The following is a 22,874-nucleotide window of genomic DNA, read 5'->3' as shown; positions in this document are numbered from 1 at the left end:
TTCACCACTCCGCGCCGATTTGCGTGCGCGCCGCGGCGAGCTTGTTGAAGAAGTAGACTGTGAAGGCGATCGACAGCAGGATCGAGAAATAGGCCATGGCGTTGGCCATGCCCATGCGCCCGTCGCTGTAGGCGGTGCGTGCGACCAGAATCCACAAAAGCTCGGTGCGGCCGGCCGGGCCGCCATCGGTCATGATCTTGACGATGTCATAGGCACGCGCCACGTCGAGCGAGCGGATGGTCATGGCGATGTAGGCGAAGGGCATGACGAACGGCCAGGTCACATAGCGGAAGGTCTGCCACGGCGTGCAGCCATCGACGCGCGCCGCCTCGATCGGCTCCTTGGGCATGGCGAGCAGCCCGGCGAGGATCAGGATGGCGAAGATCGCCGTCGACGACCAGATCTCGGCAACCGAGATGGCGATGAAGGCGAGGTGGCCCTCGATCAGCCACGGAATGGCGTCTCTGGTGATGCCAAGCGACTGCAGCGCATTGTTCACCAGGCCGATATTGTCGTTGAACATGAACTTGAACTGGAAGCCGACGAGGATCGGCGAGAACATCATCGGAAACATCATCAGCGTGCGCAGGATGCGCTGGCCGCGCGTCGCCTTCTCAACCAGCATGGCGAGACCAAGGCCAAGCAGCATTTCAAGATTGAGCGCGATCGTCAGCAACAGGACGGTACGGCCGAATGCCCACCAGAAATCGGTGTTGGCCAGGATCGACAAGTAATTCCTGAGGCCGATGAAGACGAAGAACGTCTCGGGTTTGGTCAGGCGGAACGGCGTGAAGCTTGAATAGAGCGACAGAAGCAGCGGCACCACGACGACCGCCGCCAGAACGACGATGGCCGGAAGCAGCAGCAGGAATGGCGCGGATGGCTTGAGGCCCTTCATCGGGCTCCTCTGGTGTCTGGCATTCAAATTTGGGCAGAGGCCCGACATGATGAAACGGGCAACGCCGGCAAAAGGCGATCGCCTCCCCCATTCACGATGGGGAAGGCAATCTTGGGAGCAATGCTTACAGTTTGCCAGCGTCCTGCAGGATCTGCGTCGCCTTGGCGGCGGCTTCGTCCAGTGCCTGCTTGGAGGTCTTGTCGCCGAGAATCGCGGCCTGCAACTCGGGATAGACGGCGTTCGAGATCTCGATCCACTCAGGCGTCTGCGGCACGGCGAAGGCGTGCTTGGCTTCTTCCTGGAAAGCCGACAGAACCTCCTTCTTGTAAGGGTCGTTGGCGGCTTGCTGCAGGTCCCAATCCCAGACCGCGGTGCGCGTTGGCAGCGGGCCGGCGGTGGCCTCGAGCTTCTGGCTGTCCTCGTTGGTCAGCCACCATACGAGCGATGCCGCTGCCTCCTTGTTCGGGCAGTTCTCGGTCACCGAGAAGCCATGGAAGCCCGACCAGCCGGTGCGCACCCCGGCGGAGCCTTTCGGCGCGACCTTGACGCCGACATTGCCCGCGACTTTCGACGATTTCGGATCGTTGAAGAAGCCAGCCCAGCCCGGCCAGTCCAGATTGATGGCGACGGTGCCCGAGGCAAAGCCCTGGCCGAGATCGTCCCAGAGGTAGTTGGTGGTTCCGGCCGGCACGGCCTTGGCCTTGTAGAGGTTGACGAACCAGTCGAGCGCCCGGACGCCGGCTTCGGAATTGAAGACCGGCTTGCCGTCCTTGTCGAGATATTCGCCGCCCTCGGCGACGACCATTTCGTAGAAGCGGCCATTGATCGCCTCTTCCTTGCCGGCAAACTGCGTGCCGTAGAAATTGGGAGGGTTGGCGAAGAACTCAGCCTGGTCGGTGACTTCCTTCCAGGTGTCCGGCGGCACCAGGTCATAGCCGTATTTGGCCTTGAACTTGGTCTTGTTGTCGGCGTTCTCGTACAGGCTCTTCTGGTAGTAGAGCGCCGAGACGTCGAACTGCGCGCGCGGCAGCATTTCCAGCTTGCCGTCGATGGTTGCCGCCTTGATCGTCGACGGCACGAAGGCGTCGATCTCCGACTTCGGCAGGAGCTTGCTGAGGTCGGTGTAGAGGCCGGTGTATTGCGGCGCGAAGGAGGAATGATTCCAGCCGACGCACCAGTTGGTGCTGCCCGAGGCGATGTCGGACTTCAATTCCTTGTCGATGTCGAAGCCGTTCTTCTTGGTCAGGATGTTGACCTTGGCGCCTGTCGCCTTCTCCCATTCGGGAATGCGCTCGTAGAGCTTCTCATATTGCTGGCCGCCGATCAGCTTCACGTCGACGGTCACGCCGTCGAACTTGCCGGGCAGGTCGCCGGCAAGGGCGGTGCCTGCGCCTGACGCAAGCATCAATGCGCCGGCGCATACGCCGGAAAGCAGTCTGTTCATTGGTATCCTCCCTGGGTGCGCCTCGGTGGCGCCCGCAACTCGTCACGTGACAAGAAATGCTACATTCATATACAAACAAAACATTCATCCGTACGTCAAGGCGAAATTTGTTTCCGCCTGGCCGCGTTCCTGCGTATATGAAGAGTTGAATTCACTGGAGGGATGAGCCATGGACGACAGCGAAGACGAACGTTATCGCGCGCCGGCGCTCGACAAGGGGCTCGACATCCTTGAGCTTCTAGCGGGCGTGGACGGTGGCCTGACCCAAGCGGAAATCGCCAAGAAGCTCGACCGCAGCCCCAATGAATTCTACCGCATGCTGGACCGGCTGGTGCGGCGCGGCTACGTCACGCGGCTCGATGGCGACCGCTATTCGCTGACGCTCAAGCTGTTTGGCCTGGCACAATTGCACGCGCCGGTGCGGCGGCTGGTTTCCTATGCGACGCCGCTGATGCGCGAACTGGCCGAGACCTCGCAGCAGGCCAATCAACTCGTTGTTTTTGATCGCGGTTCCGCCGTGGTGATAGGCCAGCAGGAGGCGCCGAACTACTGGGGGATTTCGATCCGAGTCGGCTCCCACATCAGCCTGTTCGACACCGGTTCAGGCCATGTCCTGCTCGCCTTCCGTTCACCGGAAGAGCGGCAGATGATGATCTCGGAGCACGTCCGCAGCACCGACAAGACCGCGCAGCCGGCCGAGTTCTTCGCCCGTCTCGACCAGATCCGCGACCGCGGCTACGAGATGATGGCTTCCATGCAGACCGCGGGCGTCTTCAACCTTTCCGCTCCGGTGCGTGGTTCCGACGGCAAGGCCATAGCGGCGCTGTCGATCCCCTACATTACGGTCGTCAACGCGCCCTCGGCACCCGACATCACCCGCACCATCGAGTTGCTGCTCGCAACCTGCGAGAAGCTGTCGCACCTCGCTGGGTCGGCCGTCGGTTCATCGGCCTGAATTCTTATTTGAATGAAGAATTCCTCCGTGAGAGGATCGAAAAAGCTACAGGGAGGAGCCCGCCATGATCATCGACACCCATTTGCATCTCATCGATCGCTCGGCGCTTCGCTACCCCTGGCTTGCCGGCGTACCGGCACTGAACCGCGATTTCTCCTATGAGGAATACGCCACGGAGGCAAAGCGTGCCGGTGTCGAACGCGTGCTGCACATGGAGGTCGATGTCGACCCGGCCGACATCGAGGCGGAGACCGCCCGTGTCGAGGGCCTCTCGCGGCAAGCGGGCAGCATGCTCTCTGGGGCGATAGCATCCTGCCGTCCCGAAGACGCTGACTTTGCCGCTTATCTCGAGCGCCAGCGGACAAACCCCTTCGTCAAAGGTTTCCGCCGCGTCCTTCACGTCGTCCCGGACGATCTTTCGGAGGGCGCACTGTTCCGTGACAACATCAAGCGGCTTGGCGGCACCGGCCTGACCTTCGACCTCGTCGTGCTGCCGCATCAGATTCCCAAGGCGATCGCGCTCGCCGAACTGGCGCCCGACGTCCAGTTCGTCCTCGACCATTGCGGCGTTCCCGACATCAAGGGCGGAGCCGAGCATCCCTGGCGCGAACACATGAGCGAGATCGCACGGCGCCCGAACGTGATGGCCAAGATTTCCGGCGTGGTCGCCTATGCCGACGCCGCCAATTGGACCGTCGATACGCTGCGGCCTTACGTCGAACACACCATCAATTCATTCGGCTGGGACCGCGTCGTCTGGGGCAGCGACTGGCCGGTCTGCACGCTTGGTGGCGGTCTCTCGACCTGGATCGCGGCGACCCACGCGCTGCTTTCGGGTTGCAGCGTTTCGGAGCGTGACAGGCTGTTGTCGGGCAATGCCCGCAGGCTTTGGTGGTTGAAATAACGACCTCGCTCAGCTCTCGCCAGGCGAGGGGGAACTGGCCCGGAACAGGCTGATGAGATCGGCAATGACCTGGCTGGAACGATGACCTGAGGTCAGGCCGGAATTGATGCGGTCTGACGCCGCCTGCTGGAACGCCATGTAGCCGTCATGGCGCGGCCGCACCCAGGCGCCCTCCAGCGTCGCGCGCGTGCCTCGATAGAAGTTGCCGGCCACTTCATTGATAGTCTGGTCTTCCCAGGCAGCCGCATGGCCCGGCTGGCCGCCGGCGGCGGCATAGATGCCACGCTGGACATCGCCGCTGGCGACCCAATAGGCAAAATCGATCGCTGCCTCTTTAGCCTTGGAGAAGGCTGATACCGCTATGCCTGTGCCGCCGAGCGCCGAGCCGATCGGACCATTGGAACCGACCGCCGGGATGTCGGCAAAAGCCAACCTGTTGGCGCGAAAACCCGACGCCGCATAAGAGACGTAGCCATAGATCAGCGGCGCGCAGACAATGCGGGAACCAGCCTCGGCCATGCGTTCCGAAACGGCGATCGGGTCCATGTCGAAGCACGTCGGGTCGACCAGCGCGGCGATCTCACGCATCGTCTCGAAGACTTCGCAGCCCGTCTCGACAGCGATGAGATCGCCCGACGGATCGGTCGCGCAGGGATGCCCGAGATTACCGGCCAGCGTGTAGAAGGTCATCAGGCAATGCGGCGGTCGCAGCGGCAGCAGCACGCGGCCTTGCCGGGCGAGATCGAGCACTTCGCTCCACGTCGCTGCCGGCGCATCGAGCGCGTCCGGCCGCCAGGCCTGCACTTGGCTGGCCGCATCGATCGGAAACGCCCATTGCCGGTCTTGCCATGTGTAACTCGGATAGGACTGGCCAACGCTCCCCGACGCAAGCGCGGCGCGTTCCGCCTCGCGGCCGGCGACGTCGAGAGGCTCGAGGCAGCGCTCCGCGGTGATCTGGCCGACATGCGGATGGTCGATGACGATGAGGTCGTAGGCGCGCGCCAACTCCTCGACCGGGAAGGATTCGAAATCCTGCAGCGAACGCTTGTCCCATTCGATGGCAACTCCCGTCCGCTCGCGCCATAGCGCCGAGCAGGCAACCATGGGATCATAGCCACGCGGATGGCTCCAGGTCATACCCCTAAGCTTGAGGCTCACAGGTCGAACTCCTCGCGGATTTTTGCGCTGTGCTCGCCGATACGGGGTGCCGCGCGGTCGACCTTGGCCCTGATACCGTCGACCCTCAGCGGCGAACTGGTGGTGAGGATCGAGACGTCGTCCTCGCGCGTCACCGTCTGCAGCATGTCGAGGGCCTGAAAACCCTCGCTTGCCAGCATCTCCGGCCAGGTCAGCACCTTGGCGCACCAGATGTCGGCGGGTTCGAGAATGGCCAGCCAATCGTCGATGGTCTTGGTCGCGATCCTCTGGGCGATGATTGCCTTGATATCGTCGCGCGCGGTGAACCAGGATGCCGGCTTGTCGCGATAGGGAGCCAATTCATCGAGCGACAAAAGGTCGGCCAACTTGGGGATCGGCGTCATGGCGATGGCGAGATAGCCGTCCTTGGCCGGATAGACTCCGTAAGGCGCCGAGAGATAGGCATGCGCGCTGCGGAAGCTCGAGCGCCTGGGCAGGCGGCGCCCGTCATTGAGATGCGTGGTCAGCACCTCGAACTGGAAGTCGACCAGCGCTTCCAGAAGGCTGGTCTCGATATGGCTGCCCTGGCCTGTGATGCCGCGCCGCACCAGTGCGGCCAGGATGCCTTGCGCGCAGGCCGCACCCGCCAGCATGTCGCCGATGGCGAGGCCGAACGGCACCGGTCCCTGGTCTTCGTCGCCGTTCAGCCACATCACGCCGGAGCGCGACTGCGCCAGCAGATCCTGGCCCGGGCGCTTCACCCACGGGCCATCCTCGCCATAGCCGCTGATCGAGGCATAGACCAGGCGCGGATTGATCTGGCGGACGGTCTCGTAGTCGAGCCCAAGGCGCTCGATGACGCCCGGTCGGAAATTCTGGATCAGCACATCGGTCTTGGCCAGCAGCCCGCGCAATGTATTGAGGTCCGCCTCGTTCTTCAGATCGATGGCGAGGCTTTCCTTGGCCCGGTTGATGGCATGGAAGATGGTGGAATCGCCGCCGATCTCGGTGTCGCTGAGATAGAGCCGGCGCGACAGGTCGCCGCCGTCAGGACGCTCTATCTTGATGACGCGGGCGCCGAGATCGAGCAGCCTGAGCGAGCAGTAGGGTCCAGACAGGAACTGGCTCATGTCGACGACGACGAGACCGGCAAGCGGCAATTCGGCTGCTGCCGGCATTTCTACTTCTCCGTCTTGCCGACGAAATCGGCAGGGTTGCGGTACTTCACCGTCTGCAGATGCTCGCAATAAAGAACGAGCTCGCCTTCGCCCTTGAACACCTCGTAGCTGGCGCGGATCAGCCCCATCTCCTTGTAGCGGGGGTGTTTGTCGAGGTTGGAACGGATCGAATAGATCGTGTCGCCGATGAAGACAGGCTTTATGAATCGTAGCTTGTCATAGCCATAGGAAAAAGCGTTGACGCAGTTGGTGGCGACCAGCCCGAGGCCCGCCGAGAAGACGAACGCGCCGGCAATCAGCCGCTTGCCGAAAATGCCCTCGCTCTCGGCAAACATCTGGTCCTGCACGTAAGGATGGATGTCGAGCACCAGTGCGTTGAAAAGGTGACTGTCGCCCTCGGCCATGGTGCGACGCAGCGAGCGGATTTTCTGGCCGACCGGCCAGTCCTCATAGAACCAGTTCTCGGCGTTCCACACCGGGAGGGCGGCATGATCGGCGGGCATATTCCTGGGATGCGTCGAGACAACGCCAACGGTTAGCGCGAAATCGCTCATGGCGTAGTCCACCGGGCTCGCGAGAGCGCCCATCCAGCCATTCGAGCACGCTTCAAAGCGCCTGGGTGCACGACGTCTCCTCCCGTCAATCTTCTTTTGTAAATACTATTTTCACATATGAGGTTACGTTGCAAGCGAGGACAAGCGAAATTTTGGCGGTCCCACGGTACTGAGCACCGGCGGGCAGGGAGGGAAAACATGCGCAAAGCCTGTCTGGTCTTCGTCGGCAGCCTGAACCGCGAAGCGCCTTATTTTCAGAGTGCGCGAGGCGTCGGCCTTGGTGTCTACAGCTTCGACGAGGAAACGCTGCAAACAAGAAAGCTGGCCGAGACGAATAATGTCGACAACCCTACCTTCCTGTCGGTGACACCGGATGGCTCGCGCATCTACGCCAATTCGGAAGTCTTCACCTGGCGCGAGGGCACGGTCTCGGCCTACAGCTTCGATCGCGGCTCGGGCACGCTCGCCTATTTGAACAAACAGCCTTCGCTGGGCAGCATCACGGCGCACAATACCGTCACGCGCGACGGCACCAAACTCCTGGTCGCCAATTACGGTATGGGCGAGGGTGGTCCGGACCGTGCGGTGGCCGTGTATGGTTTCGACGGGGAGGGCGCACTGTCCGCGCCATTGGCCAGCGTTTCGCACAAAGGCACCGGCCCCAACGCGACGCGGCAGGAACGCTCGCATGCCCACAGCGTCACCGAAACCATTGCCGGTGGAACGGCAATCGTCGCCGATCTCGGCATCGACCGGCTGGTGTCCTATCGGATCGGACAGAACGGAAGTCTGGTGAAGCTCGCAGAGTCCGCGCTCCCTCCGGGTGCCGGCCCGCGTCACATTGCCTTGCACCCGAACGGCCGCTTTGTCTTTGTCATGAACGAGCTGGATTCGACCGTCGCGTCGATGGCGCTCGACAATGCGACCGGCAGGCTATCGATCATCGACACCAAGCCGGCGGTGCCGGCCGAGGCCCGCGACAGCAATCACTGCGCCGATATCCAGATCTCGCCGGACGGCCGTTTCGTCTATGGCGGCAACCGTGGCCACGACAGCGTCGTCATCATGGCGGTCGACCAGCAGACCGGCAGCTTAAGTCTTGTCGGCTATGTCCCTTGCGGAGGCGCCACGCCACGCAACCTGGCGCTGACGCCTTCGGGCGGCCATCTGTTCTCCGCCAACCAGAATGCCGACCGCATTTCGATCTTCGTCCGCGACGCCGGCAACGGCATGCTGACCAATACCGGGCGCAGCATCGAGATCGGCACGCCGATGTGTGTCAAGATCGTCGCGTGACCGCCGGCCAGCAGACTAGCCGGGCTCAAGCCTCTTGGATGGCCGAGAGCTTCCAGGTCAAGCCATTCTGGCGCGTGAACGTCCACAACTCGGTCGTCTCCGTCGGATGCTCTTCGTCGCCCTCGACGACCTTGCCGCTCGCCCGTTCGCGCATCACGTCGCGAGACTCGTAGCGCAACGCCGCCGTGGCGTAGTCGCGGTCATCCTCGCGCCAGCTTTCCGCGATGTCGGCCTGCAGCAGGGTGACGTCGGACACTTCGTTCCTGAGACCTTTCCGGGCATTGTCGGCCAGCTCTTCCGAGAGATAGGATACCATTTCGGGCGTGACCGACCGGCGCAATGCCGCATGGTCTTCGCGCCCGAACGCTTCCTGGACATCGGTCAACAGCTGCTGGAACGCGTCAAGGTCGGCCTGGGCCAGCGTGATCTCTTCGGATCGGGTGGTTTCGTAGCCTCCGCCCGATCCCCCGCCAAACCCGGGAATTGTGAAGGAGCCAGCGCTGCTCGTGTTCTGCTGTGCCGTTGCGCGGTTCTCGAACCGTGAAGCTTGGGCATCGCCCATGCCGGCGAGCGCGGGCGCGGGGCCACGCGCGGATTGCGACCGGAAGAACCTGATGGCCAGCATGATCGCGCCACCGATGAGCAGGGCCTGGAGCAGGAATCCGAACATGCCGGCGAGGCCGCCGAAACCTTGGCCAAGGAGCAGTCCGATCAGGCCGCCGATCAGCAGGCCGCGCATCATCGTTCCACCGAAGCCGCTCATGAAGCCGGGCCTCTGCAGGCCGGCCTGCGGTTGCCGGGCAGCATTGTTGACGCCGGTGTTGGGTGTCATCGAACGCTCGACCGGAGCGGTCGGCGCCGGCGCGGTCCGGGTCGGCGGTGCCGATTGGAACGTGCGTGTGCCGCGGCTGCCGAAACTGCCGCCGCGCCGCGCCTCGGCATGATCGATCGCGACCATGGAGAATGCAAGGAACAGGCCGGCAAAGAGGGTGACAAATCGGCTTGTGCGGGAAATCATCGGGGTGACCTTTATCGCTGTGGTTTCGGGCGTCTTCGGCAAAGGGCCGGCCTTGGAAAGACCGGCCTCATGGTCAATCGAACAGCTCTTCGAAAAATGATTTCTTCCGCTTCGGATAGCGGTGGCCATGCGAGCGGGAATAGTCGCCATCGCGGTCCCGGCTGTGTTGCGGCTGGGCAAACGGCTGCGGCGCGGGCGACGCGTCCCTGCTGGACCGTTCGATGATCTTGTCGAGTTCGCCACGATCGAGCCAGACGCCGCGGCACTGCGGACAGTAGTCGATCTCGATCCCCTGGCGTTCGCTCATCACGAGGGCGACGCGGCAGGAGGGGCAAACCATGCCAAGGAGGGAAGATGTCATGCGGGGCTCCTAACCAGAAAGGAATGAGCCCGCTTAACCGAAACGAATGGAAACGGGCCCGTTGAAGCGGTCCGACATCACGGTCGCCAAAGCGACAGTCAGAGGGGCCCGGCCCGCACACGGGAGTTAGGAATGCGGGGCGAAGCCTTCAAGGGGCAATGTTGCCGGTGAGAACGATTTGCTGCTCAAACAGTCACCACGATCTTGCCGAACTGCCCGTTCGATTCGAGATAGCGATGCGCCTCGACGATCCGGTCGAAGGGAAAGATCCTGTCGATGATCGGCCTGAGCGCGCCGTCCGCGAGGCCTTCGAGGATGAATGCCTTGGCCGCCTCCAACTTCTCCGGGTTGCCGGTGATCTCATGCACGAGATAGCCGCGCAATGTCAGTGTCTTGCCTAGTACCGCAGGCAACGGGAACGGCGTCGGCTGGCTGCTGAGGCCGCCATATTCGATCAGAATGCCGCCGCGCGACATCGCCGCCGTCAGCGGCTCTAAGATCGGCCCGCCGATCGCATCCAGCACCACGCGCACGCCTTGCGGCCCGGCGATCTGGCTCAGTCTGTCGGCAAGTTCCTCTTCCTCAAGGACCACGACATGCGCCGCGCCGGCGTCGAGCAGAGCCTGCCTCTTCACTGATGTCCGCGTCACCGCGATCGTTATCGCGCCAACGCTGTTGGCGATCTGGATCGCCGCAAGCCCGACGCTGCTCGAAGCCGCCGTGATGACGACGACCTCTTCGCGGCGCAGCCTGGCGATGTCGATCAGGGCGCCGTAGGCGGTGAGGTACGGCATCCAGACCGCCGCCGCGGTTTGCCAGTCGAGGGACGCCGGATGCTTGACGATGAGCCCCGCGGGAAAGGTGACAAGCTCACCGTAAGCCGGCCAGCGAACCATCGATTGCGGCGGGATGACGCTCACGGCGTCACCATGTGCCAGCCCCATCACGCCTTCGCCAATTGCCTCGATGACGCCCGCCGCTTCCAGCCCAAGCCCGGAGGGCAGGACGGGTGTCTCAATGTAGCTGCCCGCGCGCAGCAGCGCCTCGGCGCGGTTGAGGCCGAGCGCCTTGACGCGGATCTGAACCTCGCCCGGACCCGGTGGCGGAAGGTCGACCTCCTCGATGCGCAGGACCTCGGGACCGCCATGCTGGTGGAAGCGAATGATACGGGCCATTTGGCTCACTCCAAAATATTTGACACTGAATGAGCTATGACGCGAAAGCTTTGTGCGATAAACGGCTGTTTGGATTGTTCAGTAGAAACCAGGAGTTTCGAATATGGATAGGCTCGAGAGCATGGCCGTGTTCGTCAGGGCGGTCGATCTTGGCTCGTTCGCGGCGGCGGCCACCGCGCTCGATCTATCCGGACCGATGGTCGGCAAGCATGTCCGGTTTCTCGAGGAGCGGCTTGGCATGCGTCTGATTAACCGGACCACGCGCCGCCAGAGCCTGACCGATTTCGGCCGCGCCTATTATGAGCGGTGTCGCCTGGTGCTGGCCGAGGCCGAAGCCGCCGATGCGCTCGCCGCCGACCAGCTCTCGGAACCGCGCGGAAAATTGCGCGTCACCATGCCGGCGCATTTCGGGCGCCATTGCGTCACCCCCGTGCTGCTGAAGCTGGCAGGGCAATATCCAATGCTGCAACTCGACCTCTCGCTCAGCGACCGTTTCGCCGATCTTGCGGAGGATGGCTATGACCTCGCCATCCGGACCGGCGGTCTGGATGATAAGGCTGGCGTGATCGCGCGTCGCCTTGCACGCCAGGACATGGTCGTCTGTGCCGCGCCTTCCTATCTTGAAATTCATGGCGAGCCACGGCGGATCGAGGACCTCGCCGATCACCAGGCGATTGTCTACCGCCGGCTCGGCATGATCGTTCAGCCGTGGCTATTTCCGCGCGAGGGGCAGACTGCGCTCGAGGTAACCCCAAACGGCCGGCTGCGGCTCGACGATCTGGATGCCATCGCCGATGCCGCCGTCGACGGCATGGGACTGGCGTGGTTGCCTTACTGGCTGGCTCGCGAGCGCATCCAGGCCGGCACGCTGGTCGAGTTGTTGCCGGACCAGTCGCGCTATCCCTACGATTGCCATGCGCTCTGGCTGCGGACGCCGCATCTGTCGCTCAAGGTCCGGCTGGCCGTCGACGCATTGGCGGCCACCTTGCCGAAAATGATGGCGTGATCGCCAACAGACGACTTGCGCTCTTTGAGGCGTCGCATTCCGATGCCATATGAAGGTGGCTTATGGAATGCGCGCATCGCAGGAGAGACGGTTGATGACCAAGGGTTCGGATCTGTTCGTGGCGGCCCTCGAAAATGAAGGGGTCGAACGAATTTTCGGCATTCCGGGCGAAGAAAATCTCGACATCGTCGAATCCATCCGCCGCTCGTCGATCCAGCTGATCCTGACGCGCCACGAGCAGGCGGCGGCCTTCATGGCCGCCACCTATGGCAGGCTCACCGGCAAGCCGGGTGTGTGCATCACCACGCTTGGCCCCGGCGCGCTCAATCTGACCACCGGCTCTGCCTATGCGCTGCTCGGCGCGATGCCGATGATCATGATCACCGGCCAGAAGGGCATCCTGTCGTCCCGGCAGGCGCGCTTCCAGATCGTCGACATCGTCGCGGCGATGAAGCCGCTGACCAAGCTGTCGCGCCAGATCGTCTCGCCTAGGATGATCCCGTCGCTGGTGCGCGAAGCCTTCCGCGTCGCCCAGGAAGAGCGCCCCGGCCCCGTGCACCTCGAATTGCCGGAAGACATTGCGGCGGCGGAATGCGAGCCGATCGCGCTGGTGCCGACACATCCGGTCGAATTGCCCCTGGCCAGCGCTGGCGCGCTCGATCGCGCCGCCCGCATGATCATCGAGGCCAAGCGTCCGCTGCTGATGTTTGGCGCCGCGGCGTCGCGCCCGCGGGTGACTCCCGATGTCGCCCAGTTCGTGCTGCGAACGCAGATTCCCTATTTTACCACGCAGATGGGCAAGGGCACGGTACCCGGCGGCACCGAACTCTACATGGGCACGGCGGCTCTTTCGGAACGCGACTACGTGCACGAGGCCATCGAGCAGGCCGACCTGATCATCACCATCGGCCACGACACGGTCGAGAAGCCGCCCTTCATCATGGGGGCGAAGGGGCCGAAGGTCATTCATGTCGGCTACCAGACGGCTGATGTCGAGCAGGTCTATTTCCCGCAGGCCGAGATCGTCGGCGACCTCGGCCCATCGCTGGCGCTGCTGGCGGACCGCGTCGAGGGCAGGATTCCCAACGCGCAGGCCCTGCTGCCACTGCGCGAAGGCATTTTGAGCCGCATCGCCGCGCGCGCCACCGAAGACCGCTTCACGCCGCAGCGCATCGTACATGACGTGCGCGCCGTGATGCCGGCGGATGGGATCCTCGCGCTGGACAACGGCATGTACAAGATCTGGTTCGCGCGCAACTACCGCACGCGCATGGCCAACACGCTGCTGCTCGACAATGCGCTGGCCACCATGGGCGCTGGCCTGCCGTCGGCGATGATGGCGGCACTGCTCTATCCCCGACGCCGTGTCATGGCCATTTGCGGCGACGGCGGTTTCATGATGAACAGCCAGGAACTGGAGACTGCTGTCCGGCTCAAGCTCAATCTCGTCATCCTGCTGCTGGAAGACCACGCTTATGGCATGATACGCTGGAAGCAGGCTGTCGACGAATTCCCGGATTTCGGCATGACCTTCGGCAATCCCGACTTCGTCAAATACGCCGAAGCCTATGGCGCCAGGGGCACCAGGGTTGGCGCGATAGCCGACCTGCAACCGGCGTTGGAACAGGCCTTCGCCGGCGGCGGCGTGCATCTCGTCGTGGTGCCCATCGACTATTCCGAAAACACCAGGGTGCTCGTCGACGAATTGCGAGAGCGACTGCCGGCGCCAAAGGCACCCTGACGGCAGCGGCAAAGCCGCCGTCAGGATCGGTTGATGCCTACAGCTTGCAGTAAGGCGTTACCGGCGCGATCGTGCCGAAATCCTTGACGATCTCGTAGCCGATGCCGTCCGCCGCCGCCTTGCCGACATAGGAATGGCAGAGTGTGTGGTTGTTGCTGGCATCGACCCGGATCTTGCCTTGTGGCGCATCGAACTCGATCGTCGGCAGCGCCTTGAGCACATCGTCGTCCTTCAGCGAGCCGGCCTTCTCCGCCGCCAGCGCGTAGAGATGCAGGCCGTTATAGCCGGCCTCGCCGATGCCATTGACCATCTTCTCCTGGCCGAATTTTTCGCGGAAGTTCGCGATGAACTTCTTGTTGACCGGGTTGTCGAGCGCCATCCAGTAGGGCTGCGGCGCGTAGGTGCCGGCGGCGACGCCAGGCGGCAGCGCGTCCTTGTTGAAGACCTCGTCGAGCGGTGCGATCAGAGGCTGCTTGATGTCGAAGCTGCGATACTGCTTGAGCTGCGTGACGGCGTCGTTGCCGACCACCATCGACCACACGACGTCGGGCTTCAGCGACTTGATCTTCTGGAAGGCCGGGCCGAAATCCGTGGTGCCGAACGGATAATAGTCGGCGCCGACAATCTTGCCGCCGGCCTTTTCATAGGCGGCTGTGATCGCCTCGGTCATTTTCTGCGGCCAGGCATAGTCGGACGCCATGATGTAGATGGTCTTGCCGAGGTTTTCGGCCACCCACGGCATCATCGGGTCTACCTGCTGCATCGGGATAGGTCCGGTGGCGACGAAGTAGCGATTGCATTCGCCGCCCTCGAAATTGGTCGGGTAGAAGAACAGCTTCTTGGCCTTCGAGGTGACGGAAAGCGTGGCGCTGCGCTCGGGCGAAATGATCGTTCCCATGATCACGTCGACCTTGTCCTCGTTGAGGAGCTTGCGGGCCTTGTCGATGGAGCCCTTGGTCGTGGTCTGGTTGTCCTCGATGAAGAGCTCCACCTGGCGCCCGCCAATGCCGTTGGCGGCGTTGAGTTCGGCGGCGGCGAGCTTGTAGCAGTTGAGCAGCGTCTCGCCGAGGATCGCCTGCAGCCCGGTGATCGGGATCGACAGCCCGACCTTGACCGTGTCTGCGGCGCGCAGGATTCCCGGCGCGCCGACCATTGCGAAGGCGGCCGCGGCGCCGCCGGATTTCAGAACAGTTCTTCTGTTTATCATTGTTGTGTTCCCTTCCAGTCCAGGCGCGCCCCATGCACGCCTTACAAAGCCAAGAGGTCCTTCAGCAGGGTCTCGTCGGCGAATGCTTCCGGCGTGCCCTCATGCACGATCCTGCCCTTCTCCATCACCAGGCAGCGGTCCGCCGCCTTAAGGACGAGATCGAGATTCTGCTCGACCAGGACGATGGCGATGCCGCGCTCGCGCGCGATGCGCGGCACCAGCTCGGCGATCGACTGCACGATGTTCGGCTGGATGCCTTCCGAAGGCTCGTCGAGCAGCAGCACCGACGGCAGGCCGCACAGTGCGCGGCCTATCGCCAGCATCTGCTGCTGGCCCCCCGAGAGCGTACCGGCGGTCTGCGCCTCGCGCTCGCGAAGGATGGGAAAATAGCCAAAGATGTCGGCTGGAATGTCGCCGTCGCCACGATCCTTGGCGGCGCGCGTGCCGACTTCCAGGTTCTGCCGCACCGTCAGCTGGTTGAAGATACCGCGGCCCTGCGGCACATGGGCGATGCCCGCCCGCGCGCGGCGGAAGGCCGGGGCGTTGGTGAGATCCTGGTCGCCGAGAACCACCGCACCGCCGCTCGCCTTCAGGCCCCCGGCGATGACGCGCAGCAGCGTTGTCTTCCCGGCGCCGTTGCGGCCGAGCAGGCCGACCACTTCGCCCGCCGCGACGCCGAGGTCGATGCCGTTCAGCACCGGGAGCAGGCCGTAGCCGGCCGACACGGCAAGTGTCCGCAGCATGGTCAGCGCCTCCCCAGATAGACGTCGCGGACCATCTCGTCGGCCTCGATGTCGTGGAAGGGACCGCTGCGAAGCCGGCGACCCTGGTGCAGCACCAGCGTTTCGCAATTCAGCGCCCGCACGAAGCGTATGTCGTGCTCGACGGCGACGATCGAGAACTCGCCCTTCAGCCGCAGCAGCATTTCGGCCGTCGCCAGCGTCTCCTGCGGCGTCATGCCGGCGGTTGGCTCGTCGAGCAAAAGCAGCCGTGGCTCGATGGCCAGCGCCATGCCGATCTCCAGCCATTGCTTCTGGCCGTGCGCCAGTTCGCCGGCCAATGTGGCAGCACGATTGGTCAGCGCGACCAGTTCCATCAATTCACCGATTGGCCGCGCCGGGGAGGGGGCACCCCATCGTGCGACCTTGAGGTTGTCCTCAACCGAGAGGCTCGGGAAGACCGACGGGATCTGGAACTTGCGGGCAATGCCGAGCCGGGCGATGCGATGCAGCGGCAGGCCGGCAATGTCGCGGCCGAGGAAATGGACGCTGCCGCTGGTCGGGCGCAACGTGCCGGTCAGCACGTTGAGGAAGGTACTCTTGCCGGCGCCGTTCGGGCCGATGATGCAGCAGAGCGCCTTGTCGCGGACCGTCAGGTTCAATCCTTCGAGGGCCTGCAACCCTCCGAAGCGGATGCCGACATTTTCGGCTTGGAGCAGGACGTCGCTCATCAGGCCTGGCTCCTGCCTTTGAACAGGCTCTTCAGCCGCGCATAGATCGACAGGATGCCGTCCGGCAGGACAAAGACGATGATGACGAAGACGCAGCCCAGCAGCAGCGGCCACAGGCTCGGATTGAAGCTGCTGATCGTCTGCTGTGCGCGCTGGATGAAGATTGCGCCCAGCACTGGGCCAAGCAGCGTGCCGCGCCCGCCGACCGCCACCCAGACAATGACCTCCGTCGACAGAAGCAGTCCGGACAGATCGGGGGCAACCAGCCCGGCCATGCAGACATAGAGCGCGCCGGCAAGCCCGGCGATGGCTGCCGAAAGGATGAAGGTGACGAGCAGCCGTAACGGCGCATTGTGGCCGAGTGCCGCCGCCCGGACCTCATTATCCTGAATGGCGGTCAGCACCGTGCCCCAGCGGCCACGGCTGATCGACCACAGCGACAGAACGGCCACCGCCACGATGACCGCGACGAAGATATAGCTCGACAGGTCCTGGCTGAGATCGACATGCCGGCCGCCAAGATCGAATTCGATCGGCGGGATCCCGATCAGGCCGCTGTCGCCGCCGGTGACCGAACTCCAGGAGATGGCCGCCTGCTGGCAGATGACGCCCATGGCCAGCGTGACGATGGTGAAGTAGCTGCCGCGGATGCCGCCGAAGAACAGGAAGTAACCGATGATGGCGGCGACGAAGGCAGCCCCCGCAATGGCGCCCACGATGCCGAGCAGGCTGCCGAAAGGAATCGCGTCATTGAGCGTGACCAATGCCATGATGTAGCCGCCGATGCCAAAGAAGGCGGCGTGGCCGAAACACAGGATTCCGGTGCGGCCCCAGAAGAAGTCGAGGCTCGCCGCGAACAGGCCGAAGATCAGCGCGTCGCGGATCACCGTCAGTTGGTAGCCGTCGGCGAGGAAGGGATAGAGGATCGCGAGCGCCACGCAGACGGCGAAGATCAGCAGCCAGTTGCGGTCGCGGGCGATCATCGCGACGCCCCGTTGAACAGGCCGTTGGGCCGCACCCGCACGGCGACGATGGCCGCCAGCAGCACGACCGCCTGCGCCAGCGATGGCGAGATCTGGTAGTTTAGGATGCTGGTCAGCCCGCCGACGAAGACGCTGCCGGCGACGAGGCCGCCAATCGAGCCGACCCCGCCGACGATGACGACGAAGAAGGCGTTGGCGAGATAGTTCACCCCCATCTGCGGCAGCACGATCGCCAGCGGCGCGACCAGTCCCCCAGCCAGCCCCGCGATTGCCGCGCCGAAGGTGAAGGCGATGGCGTAAGTGCGGCGCGTGTTGATACCGACGCCCTCCGCCATTTCGCGGTTCTGGATGACGGTGCGGATGTCGAGCCCGAACGACGTCCGGCTGATCAGCAGGATGACGCCGAGCAGGGTCAGCATGGCCATGGCAATCAGGATCAGCCGGTAGGCCGGATAGACGGTGAAGAAGAGGTCGAGCGTGCCCTCGACCGGCGGCGTCACCGGCTTGGCGCCGAGGCCAAAGGTCAATTCCAGCCCTTGCTGCAGGATGAGGCTGACGCCCCAGGTGGCAAGCACCGTCGACACCGGCCGCGAATAGAGGTGGCGAATGACGGCGAATTCCAGGATGCAGCCGACCACGGCGCCGGCGATCGGCGCCGCAGCCAGGCCCAGCCAGAACGAGCCGCCCATACTCTGGATGAAGTATACCGCGAAGGCGCCGACGGTCACAAACTCGCCATGCGCCAGATTGGTCACGTTCATCAGGCCGAAGCTGATGGCGAGCCCGAGCCCGACCAGCATCAGGATGCTGATCAGCGTCAGCGCATTGAGCAATGTCGTGATGGCGAAATCCATCGCTTCAGGCCGCGCTGGCGAGGCGTTGGCGCAAGCCCGCGAGCAGGCCCTCGGCGGCATCGATCACCGCCGCCTGATGCGGCTGCAGGTCCTGCCCCGCCCACTCGTCGATATGGTCCGACAGCGGGTCGACCACCTCGGTGCGGTGATTGGCCAGCGTCTCGATGACGGCGTGGCCGCAGAATGGCACATAGCCCTCGGAATAGCCGCCTTCATGGCTCATCATCAGCCGTCCGTTCGAGACTTCGGCCGCAAACGCCACCATGCGCGCGGCAAGGCGGCGAAAACATTCGCTGTTGAGCATCATGCGGCCGAGCGGATCGAAGCCGGACGCGTCGAAACCGGAAGCGACGATGACGAGGTCGGGCTTGAACGCGCGCAAGGCAGGACCGATGACGCGGTCGAACGTGGCTTCATAGGCGCCGGTGCCGCTGCCGGCCGGCAGCGGGACGTTGATGTTATAGCCTTCGCCGGGTCCCTTGCCGTTGTCGACGAGCGCGCCGCGTCCGGTCGGGTACAGATTGTCCTGATGGAGCGAAATCGTCAGCACCGACGGATCGGAATAAAACACCGTCTCGGTGCCATTGCCGTGATGCACGTCCCAGTCCACCACGGCGGCGCGGCCGAGCAGGCCCTCGTGCTGCAGCCGCCGCACGGCGACGCCGATGTTGGAAAACAGGCAATTGCCCATGGCCTGGTCGGGTTCGGCGTGGTGCCCCGGCGGCCGCGCCAGCGCGTAGGCATTGTCGACGCGGCCGGTCAGCACGGCGCGCATCGCGGCATAGGTGGTGCCGGCGGACAACAGCGCGATGTCGAAACTGTTGAGGCCGATCGGTGCCTGAGGCCCGGCGAAACCGGATCCGCCTTCGCTCAGCATCCTGATATCATCGACGTGGCGCTGCGTGTGGACGCGCAGCAGGTCTTCCACCGTTACCGGTTCGGCAATGATCGGAACCAGATGGCCTGCCAGGCCGCTGACTTGGATGAGATTGTTGAGCCGTCGCTTCGATCCAGGCGATTCCAGGTGGCGCCCGGGTTCCACGAAACGGCCGGGAGGCATCATGTCGGCGCTGGAGCCGGTATCATGCCACATCAGCTGTTCGTGAAAAACGTAGCCTGTCGCCATCCGCGGCATCCTCTAAAAACCAGACGCTAGCAGGCTAACAATCGCCCGGCCCGACCCTAAAGAGGGGCCATGTCAGTCATCTATGCCCCTCCTTTCGGAGGGGTGCGGAGGTTTGCGGCGACCTGCGCGGCGCGCACTGCCTGGACGCGGTTCGATACCGAGAGCTTGCCGAAGATGTTTTTCAAATGCCACTTCACAGTCGTTTCGCTTACCGACAGTGCAACGGCGATATCGCGATTTGACATGCCTTCCGACAGAAAGTGCAGCAGCTCGGACTCGCGCTGGGTGAGCTGTTCTTTCTCGACCGTCGGGGCGGCTGTTTTGCGCGTCGTCACGGGCATCGTCTGCGCGGCATCGATGATGCGCGTCGCATAGGCCGACAGTGACGGGTCGGCCTTTGCCCGGGCCGCCCGCAGCCGCATCAAACCCTCGACGACAGACTTGCCTTCGTCGACGAAGGAGCGGATGAAGCCCGAGGGTTGCGCAAGGCGCAATGCTTCGTGCAGATGGCGGTCTGCTTCCCGCTGGTCATGGCCGGCGCTCTTGGCGCGCAGGATCAGCGCCAGTATGTGCCGGCGCATGCGCCCGCTGCTTTTCGTTCGCTCCAGCAGCGCGTCGAAAATCGCCGCCGCCGCCGCGTAGGATTTTTCCGCCGTAAGCAGCCGGCCTTCGGCGAAGAACTCGAATTCATTGGCGACGGTAGAGGCGGTTTCAGCGCTTTCGCGGCGATGCTCGTCGAGCAGCGCGCGGGCTTCCGGGGTGCGGTTCTGGTCAAGAAGCAGCCGGATGCGATCGTGCACCAGCACCGAAGCGAGGCGGCGGTAGACGGAGCCGCGCACGCGCTGGTAGACGCGCTCCAGCATGTCGAGGGCGGCTTGGCCGCGACCGGTCAGCTGCAGCACCCGGGCATAGGTCGGCACGCTGGCCAGGGGATAGACAATGACCGCTGCGCCCTCGATCAGCGGCCCGAGATTCTCGACCAGCGCCAGTGCTTCGCCGGATGCGTTGGTCTCATAGGCGAGTTCGGCAAGCAGCGTTCCGGCGAGGGCCTCGGCATAGGAGTTGGCGCCGATCCGCGTCCTGGCCTCGATGATCGCGTTGCGCAGCAGCCGTTCGGCCGCGGGCAGGCGGCCGGCCGAGCGCTCGATGACGGCCATGTAGCAGTTGGCGATGGTGACGCCGAGCAGGCTGCCGCTTCGCTCATGGGCCTTGCGCGCCGCGTCCACAGCAGCGCGTGCCCCCTCAAGGTCGCCCAGCGCGTAGAGATTGTAGCCGATGACGTTTGCAGTCGCGCCTTCCATGAACCACGCGTCGGGGGCGATGATGCGCAGGGCCGCCAGTGCGGTGTCGCGCGCGTCCTCGAACTGTTCCAGCGTGCTGTGCACGGCCGCTGCAAGGACCTCGAGTTCCGCCTCGATGGTCGTGCCGGTCAGCGTGCCCGGGTCCTTGCTATCGGTCGGCCCGGTTTCGACGAGCTGGCGCGCATTGGCGAGGGTCTGCTGGGCAATCTCGGGCTGGCTGCTGTGCACCGCAAGCCACAGCACGACGAGTTGCAGCCGGATGCGCTGGTCGATCAGTTTCCTTGGCAGCAGCGCCAGCAGCTGGCGCACATAGAGAAGCTGGCATTGGGCGATGAGTTCGAGCGCGTTGTTCTCGATGAACACCGCGGCGCGGGCTTCGTCGCCGGCGGCGAGCGCATGGCCGATGGCCTCGGTCAGCATCTTGCGTTCGCCAAACCATTCCGAAGCCGCCAGGTGCAGCGGTGCGATCATCTCCGGCTCGCGCCGTTCCATTTCACGGCTGAGGAAGTCGTGGAAAAGGTGATGATAGCGGAACCAGCGCCGTTCCTCGTCGAGCGGCACCAGGAACAGGTTGCGGGTCTCGATCTCGGTGATGGCAACCTCGGCGTCTGCCGCCCGCATCACCGCCCGGCAGGCCTCGGCGCTGAAGCGCTCGAAAATCGAGGAATAGAGCAGGAATTTCGCCAGCGCCGGCGGCAGTTCCAGGAACACTTCTCCCATCAGGAAGTCGGCGACGTTGCGGTTGGCGCCGGTGAAATTGCCGATGACTGTTTCGGGCGCATGGGCCGCACCAAGCGACAGCGAGGCGAGCTGCAGGCCGGCGGCCCAGCCTTCGGTGCGCGAGCACAGTGTTTCCACCGTGCCGCTGCTGACAGAGAGGCCAAGCTTGTCGTTGAAGAAGGCTTCGGCTTCCGACGAGGCGAAACGCAGATCGTCCGGGCCGATTTCAAAGATATCGCCGAGCACCCTGAGCTTGCCGAGCTGCAGCTCGGGCAGGTTGCGCGAACCGATGACGAAGACGACGTTGGTTGGTGCCTGCCGGGTCAGCCGTTCCATGAACCGCTTCACCGCCGGTGCATCGATGGCGTGATAGTCGTCGAAGAACAGGGTGATGTCGGCGTGGCGTGCCGCCAAACCCGACACGAGTGCCGCAAGCACCACGTCGAGTTGCGGGATGGGGCTCGACTGGAAGGCGAGGTCGAGCTCGGCCGGGTTCTGGACGAGATGGCGCAACGCCCCCACCAGATGCGACAGGAAGGCGCCTTCGTCATTGTCCGTCGCCTCGCACGACAGCCAGGCCGTCAGCCGGCCGTGGCGCGCGACCTCGGCCGCCCATTGCGCCATTGTCGTCGATTTGCCGAAGCCAGCGGGCGCGGCGAACAGCACGATGCGCGTGTCGACATGCCGCTCCAGCCTCGACAAGATGCTCTCGCGCCGTACCCACCGGCGATGGTGAGGCGATGCCAGGCTGGCGGGTTGCGACGACGGTCTCATCTGGCGCCGGGCACCCATTCCGTTTCGATCAGCGGAATTTGCGGCGCGCAATCGCGCGGCAGGGTGCCCTTGATCCTGGGATCATCGGTGATTTCGAAACCGGTTGCATAGGGTTCAAATCCGCAAGCCCGGTAGAAACCGATAACGCTGTGATGATCGAAGCTGCTGGTGTGCAGCCAGATGCGGATGGGGCCTAGGCGCCATGCCTGGCCGAGCGCGCCCGCCATCAGCCGTTTGCCGAAGCCTTGGCCAGTCAAGGAGGGAAACAGGCCGAAATAGGTGATCTCGATCTCGTTGCTGTCGGCGACCGAGAATTCGACCATGCCGACATGCCCCCCACTCTCATCATGGCCGTAGTAGAGATGCTGACGTGGGTCGGCGAAATGCGCCGCGATGTCGGCGTCCGACATTTCGGCGGCGCGGTCCCAGAGCCAGGGAGCGCCGATCTCGAGGAAGACTGCGCGGTAGACGGCGGGATCGGGCTTGGTGACGCGGGTCATCGCTAGCGGATGCGCGAGACCGGGCACCGGGGCACGCGCCTCCATCCACGTCACCGCATTGATGATTTTGCCTGCCGGCACGCGCCGGTAACCCGGCGCCAGATCGGTGGTTTCATCCGGCAATGAGCCTTCAGTGACTTGCATCTGTCCTCGGTCCTCCGCCGCGCAGCCTGGCCGGCATGTCAAGAAGCTGATGCCAACTCTGCGGCCGCCTGCCAAGTGGCTCCAGAGGTGGGCCATGATTTTGACCCGCCTGTCGCCTTGCCTTTTCGAAGAATGGCATATGAGATAT

Annotated in this window: 21 protein-coding genes; 5 read left to right on the top strand and 16 right to left on the bottom strand. The window is 63.9% G+C overall.

Annotated elements, in window-relative coordinates; all coding sequences use genetic code 11:
- Position 1 precedes the first annotated feature (1 nt).
- Together FJ527_RS14735 and FJ527_RS14730 are read right to left on the bottom strand one after the other, a co-directional pair.
- A complete protein-coding gene (locus tag FJ527_RS14735; protein WP_140823455.1) occupies positions 2 to 898 on the bottom strand; it encodes a sugar ABC transporter permease in 897 nt (298 codons plus the stop codon).
- A 124-nt stretch (positions 899 to 1,022) separates the two neighbouring features.
- A complete protein-coding gene (locus FJ527_RS14730) occupies positions 1,023 to 2,342 on the bottom strand; it encodes a sugar ABC transporter substrate-binding protein (RefSeq protein WP_140823454.1) in 1,320 nt (439 codons plus the stop codon).
- 169 nt (positions 2,343 to 2,511) lie between these two features.
- Here FJ527_RS14730 and FJ527_RS14725 point away from each other — a divergent pair, with 169 nt between their 5' ends.
- Positions 2,512 to 3,297, top strand: coding sequence for an IclR family transcriptional regulator (locus FJ527_RS14725; RefSeq protein ID WP_023771193.1), 786 nt, complete (start codon positions 2,512 to 2,514; stop codon positions 3,295 to 3,297).
- Between the two features lie 64 nt (positions 3,298 to 3,361).
- Positions 3,362 to 4,201, top strand: a complete 840-nt coding sequence (locus tag FJ527_RS14720) for an amidohydrolase (RefSeq protein ID WP_140823453.1) — start codon at positions 3,362 to 3,364, stop codon at positions 4,199 to 4,201.
- Positions 4,202 to 4,210: 9 nt separating this feature from the next.
- Here the strand turns inward: FJ527_RS14720 and FJ527_RS14715 are convergent, their stop codons facing one another.
- From FJ527_RS14715 to FJ527_RS14705, 3 genes are read right to left on the bottom strand one after another with little or no spacing between them, the layout of a single operon-like run.
- On the bottom strand, positions 4,211 to 5,359 hold the full coding sequence (locus FJ527_RS14715) for an extracellular solute-binding protein (RefSeq protein ID WP_181166361.1): 1,149 nt from the start codon (positions 5,357 to 5,359) through the stop codon (positions 4,211 to 4,213).
- Entirely contained in the window at positions 5,356 to 6,516 is a 1,161-nt protein-coding gene (locus FJ527_RS14710; RefSeq protein WP_140661565.1) for a CaiB/BaiF CoA-transferase family protein, read from the bottom strand. Before FJ527_RS14710 ends, FJ527_RS14715 begins: the two co-directional genes overlap by 4 nt.
- 2 nt (positions 6,517 to 6,518) lie before the next feature.
- The gene (locus tag FJ527_RS14705; RefSeq protein WP_140823452.1) at positions 6,519 to 7,070 is read right to left on the bottom strand and encodes a MaoC family dehydratase; all 552 of its coding nucleotides are present in this window, start codon (positions 7,068 to 7,070) and stop codon (positions 6,519 to 6,521) included.
- A gap of 198 nt (positions 7,071 to 7,268) precedes the next feature.
- Between FJ527_RS14705 and FJ527_RS14700 the strand changes: the two genes are divergently transcribed.
- Positions 7,269 to 8,366, top strand: coding sequence for a lactonase family protein (locus FJ527_RS14700; protein WP_140823451.1), 1,098 nt, complete (start codon positions 7,269 to 7,271; stop codon positions 8,364 to 8,366).
- Between the two features lie 25 nt (positions 8,367 to 8,391).
- On the opposite strand, the gene FJ527_RS14695 is transcribed toward FJ527_RS14700, so the two are convergent.
- The 3 genes from FJ527_RS14695 to FJ527_RS14685 all read right to left on the bottom strand — a co-directional run bounded on the left by FJ527_RS14695 (position 8,392) and on the right by FJ527_RS14685 (position 10,920).
- Positions 8,392 to 9,384 carry a Tim44 domain-containing protein gene (locus FJ527_RS14695; RefSeq protein WP_140823450.1) on the bottom strand — a complete coding sequence of 331 codons (993 nt, stop codon included), beginning with the start codon at positions 9,382 to 9,384 and terminating at the stop codon, positions 8,392 to 8,394.
- A 73-nt stretch (positions 9,385 to 9,457) separates the two neighbouring features.
- Positions 9,458 to 9,745 (bottom strand): zf-TFIIB domain-containing protein, encoded by a 288-nt coding sequence (locus FJ527_RS14690; RefSeq protein ID WP_140823449.1) that lies wholly within the window; start codon positions 9,743 to 9,745, stop codon positions 9,458 to 9,460.
- Positions 9,746 to 9,930: 185 nt separating this feature from the next.
- Positions 9,931 to 10,920, bottom strand: a complete 990-nt coding sequence (locus FJ527_RS14685) for a zinc-dependent alcohol dehydrogenase family protein (protein WP_140823448.1) — start codon at positions 10,918 to 10,920, stop codon at positions 9,931 to 9,933.
- 103 nt (positions 10,921 to 11,023) lie between these two features.
- Here FJ527_RS14685 and FJ527_RS14680 point away from each other — a divergent pair, with 103 nt between their 5' ends.
- On the top strand, positions 11,024 to 11,926 hold the full coding sequence (locus tag FJ527_RS14680; protein WP_140823447.1) for a LysR family transcriptional regulator: 903 nt from the start codon (positions 11,024 to 11,026) through the stop codon (positions 11,924 to 11,926).
- 94 nt (positions 11,927 to 12,020) lie between these two features.
- Entirely contained in the window at positions 12,021 to 13,667 is a 1,647-nt protein-coding gene (locus FJ527_RS14675) for an acetolactate synthase large subunit (protein WP_140823446.1), read from the top strand.
- Positions 13,668 to 13,704: 37 nt separating this feature from the next.
- Here the strand turns inward: FJ527_RS14675 and FJ527_RS14670 are convergent, their stop codons facing one another.
- The 8 genes from FJ527_RS14670 to FJ527_RS14635 all read right to left on the bottom strand — a co-directional run bounded on the left by FJ527_RS14670 (position 13,705) and on the right by FJ527_RS14635 (position 22,726).
- On the bottom strand, positions 13,705 to 14,874 hold the full coding sequence (locus FJ527_RS14670; RefSeq protein ID WP_140661558.1) for a substrate-binding protein: 1,170 nt from the start codon (positions 14,872 to 14,874) through the stop codon (positions 13,705 to 13,707).
- Between the two features lie 41 nt (positions 14,875 to 14,915).
- On the bottom strand, positions 14,916 to 15,617 hold the full coding sequence (locus FJ527_RS14665; protein ID WP_140661557.1) for an ABC transporter ATP-binding protein: 702 nt from the start codon (positions 15,615 to 15,617) through the stop codon (positions 14,916 to 14,918).
- A gap of 2 nt (positions 15,618 to 15,619) precedes the next feature.
- Positions 15,620 to 16,324, bottom strand: a complete 705-nt coding sequence (locus FJ527_RS14660; RefSeq protein WP_140617462.1) for an ATP-binding cassette domain-containing protein — start codon at positions 16,322 to 16,324, stop codon at positions 15,620 to 15,622.
- On the bottom strand, positions 16,324 to 17,307 hold the full coding sequence (locus FJ527_RS14655) for a branched-chain amino acid ABC transporter permease (RefSeq protein WP_140823445.1): 984 nt from the start codon (positions 17,305 to 17,307) through the stop codon (positions 16,324 to 16,326). The genes FJ527_RS14660 and FJ527_RS14655 overlap by 1 nt, the downstream gene beginning before the upstream one ends.
- A complete protein-coding gene (gene urtB / locus FJ527_RS14650) occupies positions 17,304 to 18,161 on the bottom strand; it encodes an urea ABC transporter permease subunit UrtB (protein WP_140823444.1) in 858 nt (285 codons plus the stop codon). The genes FJ527_RS14655 and urtB overlap by 4 nt, the downstream gene beginning before the upstream one ends.
- Positions 18,162 to 18,165: 4 nt before the next feature.
- Positions 18,166 to 19,287, bottom strand: a complete 1,122-nt coding sequence (locus FJ527_RS14645) for a class II histone deacetylase (protein WP_140823443.1) — start codon at positions 19,285 to 19,287, stop codon at positions 18,166 to 18,168.
- 80 nt (positions 19,288 to 19,367) lie between these two features.
- Positions 19,368 to 22,010, bottom strand: coding sequence for a LuxR C-terminal-related transcriptional regulator (locus FJ527_RS14640; RefSeq protein ID WP_246677718.1), 2,643 nt, complete (start codon positions 22,008 to 22,010; stop codon positions 19,368 to 19,370).
- A gap of 68 nt (positions 22,011 to 22,078) precedes the next feature.
- Positions 22,079 to 22,726: a GNAT family N-acetyltransferase gene (locus FJ527_RS14635; protein WP_140823441.1), complete on the bottom strand. Its 648-nt coding sequence runs from the start codon at positions 22,724 to 22,726 to the stop codon at positions 22,079 to 22,081.
- Positions 22,727 to 22,874: the final 148 nt, after the last annotated feature.

This window comes from Mesorhizobium sp. B2-4-18, assembly GCF_006441385.1.
Classification (GTDB): Bacteria; Pseudomonadota; Alphaproteobacteria; order Rhizobiales; family Rhizobiaceae; genus Mesorhizobium; species Mesorhizobium australicum.
The sequence above is the reverse complement of the archived record's forward strand: the minus strand, read 5'-3'. Positions and strand labels throughout refer to the sequence as shown.

Bases quoted from the DNA above. Each gene is read 5' to 3' on its own strand.
- FJ527_RS14735 (WP_140823455.1), bottom strand. From the start codon at position 898: ATGAAGGGCCTCAAGCCATCCGCGCCATTCCTGCTGCTGCTTCCGGCC.
- FJ527_RS14730 (WP_140823454.1), bottom strand. From the start codon at position 2,342: ATGAACAGACTGCTTTCCGGCGTATGCGCCGGCGCATTGATGCTTGCG.
- FJ527_RS14725 (WP_023771193.1), top strand. From the start codon at position 2,512: ATGGACGACAGCGAAGACGAACGTTATCGCGCGCCGGCGCTCGACAAG.
- FJ527_RS14720 (WP_140823453.1), top strand. From the start codon at position 3,362: ATGATCATCGACACCCATTTGCATCTCATCGATCGCTCGGCGCTTCGC.
- FJ527_RS14710 (WP_140661565.1), bottom strand. From the start codon at position 6,516: ATGCCGGCAGCAGCCGAATTGCCGCTTGCCGGTCTCGTCGTCGTCGAC.
- FJ527_RS14705 (WP_140823452.1), bottom strand. From the start codon at position 7,070: ATGAGCGATTTCGCGCTAACCGTTGGCGTTGTCTCGACGCATCCCAGG.
- FJ527_RS14700 (WP_140823451.1), top strand. From the start codon at position 7,269: ATGCGCAAAGCCTGTCTGGTCTTCGTCGGCAGCCTGAACCGCGAAGCG.
- FJ527_RS14695 (WP_140823450.1), bottom strand. From the start codon at position 9,384: ATGATTTCCCGCACAAGCCGATTTGTCACCCTCTTTGCCGGCCTGTTC.
- FJ527_RS14690 (WP_140823449.1), bottom strand. From the start codon at position 9,745: ATGACATCTTCCCTCCTTGGCATGGTTTGCCCCTCCTGCCGCGTCGCC.
- FJ527_RS14685 (WP_140823448.1), bottom strand. From the start codon at position 10,920: ATGGCCCGTATCATTCGCTTCCACCAGCATGGCGGTCCCGAGGTCCTG.
- FJ527_RS14680 (WP_140823447.1), top strand. From the start codon at position 11,024: ATGGATAGGCTCGAGAGCATGGCCGTGTTCGTCAGGGCGGTCGATCTT.
- FJ527_RS14675 (WP_140823446.1), top strand. From the start codon at position 12,021: ATGACCAAGGGTTCGGATCTGTTCGTGGCGGCCCTCGAAAATGAAGGG.
- FJ527_RS14670 (WP_140661558.1), bottom strand. From the start codon at position 14,874: ATGATAAACAGAAGAACTGTTCTGAAATCCGGCGGCGCCGCGGCCGCC.
- FJ527_RS14665 (WP_140661557.1), bottom strand. From the start codon at position 15,617: ATGCTGCGGACACTTGCCGTGTCGGCCGGCTACGGCCTGCTCCCGGTG.
- FJ527_RS14660 (WP_140617462.1), bottom strand. From the start codon at position 16,324: ATGAGCGACGTCCTGCTCCAAGCCGAAAATGTCGGCATCCGCTTCGGA.
- FJ527_RS14655 (WP_140823445.1), bottom strand. From the start codon at position 17,307: ATGATCGCCCGCGACCGCAACTGGCTGCTGATCTTCGCCGTCTGCGTG.
- urtB (WP_140823444.1), bottom strand. From the start codon at position 18,161: ATGGATTTCGCCATCACGACATTGCTCAATGCGCTGACGCTGATCAGC.
- FJ527_RS14645 (WP_140823443.1), bottom strand. From the start codon at position 19,287: ATGGCGACAGGCTACGTTTTTCACGAACAGCTGATGTGGCATGATACC.
- FJ527_RS14635 (WP_140823441.1), bottom strand. From the start codon at position 22,726: ATGCAAGTCACTGAAGGCTCATTGCCGGATGAAACCACCGATCTGGCG.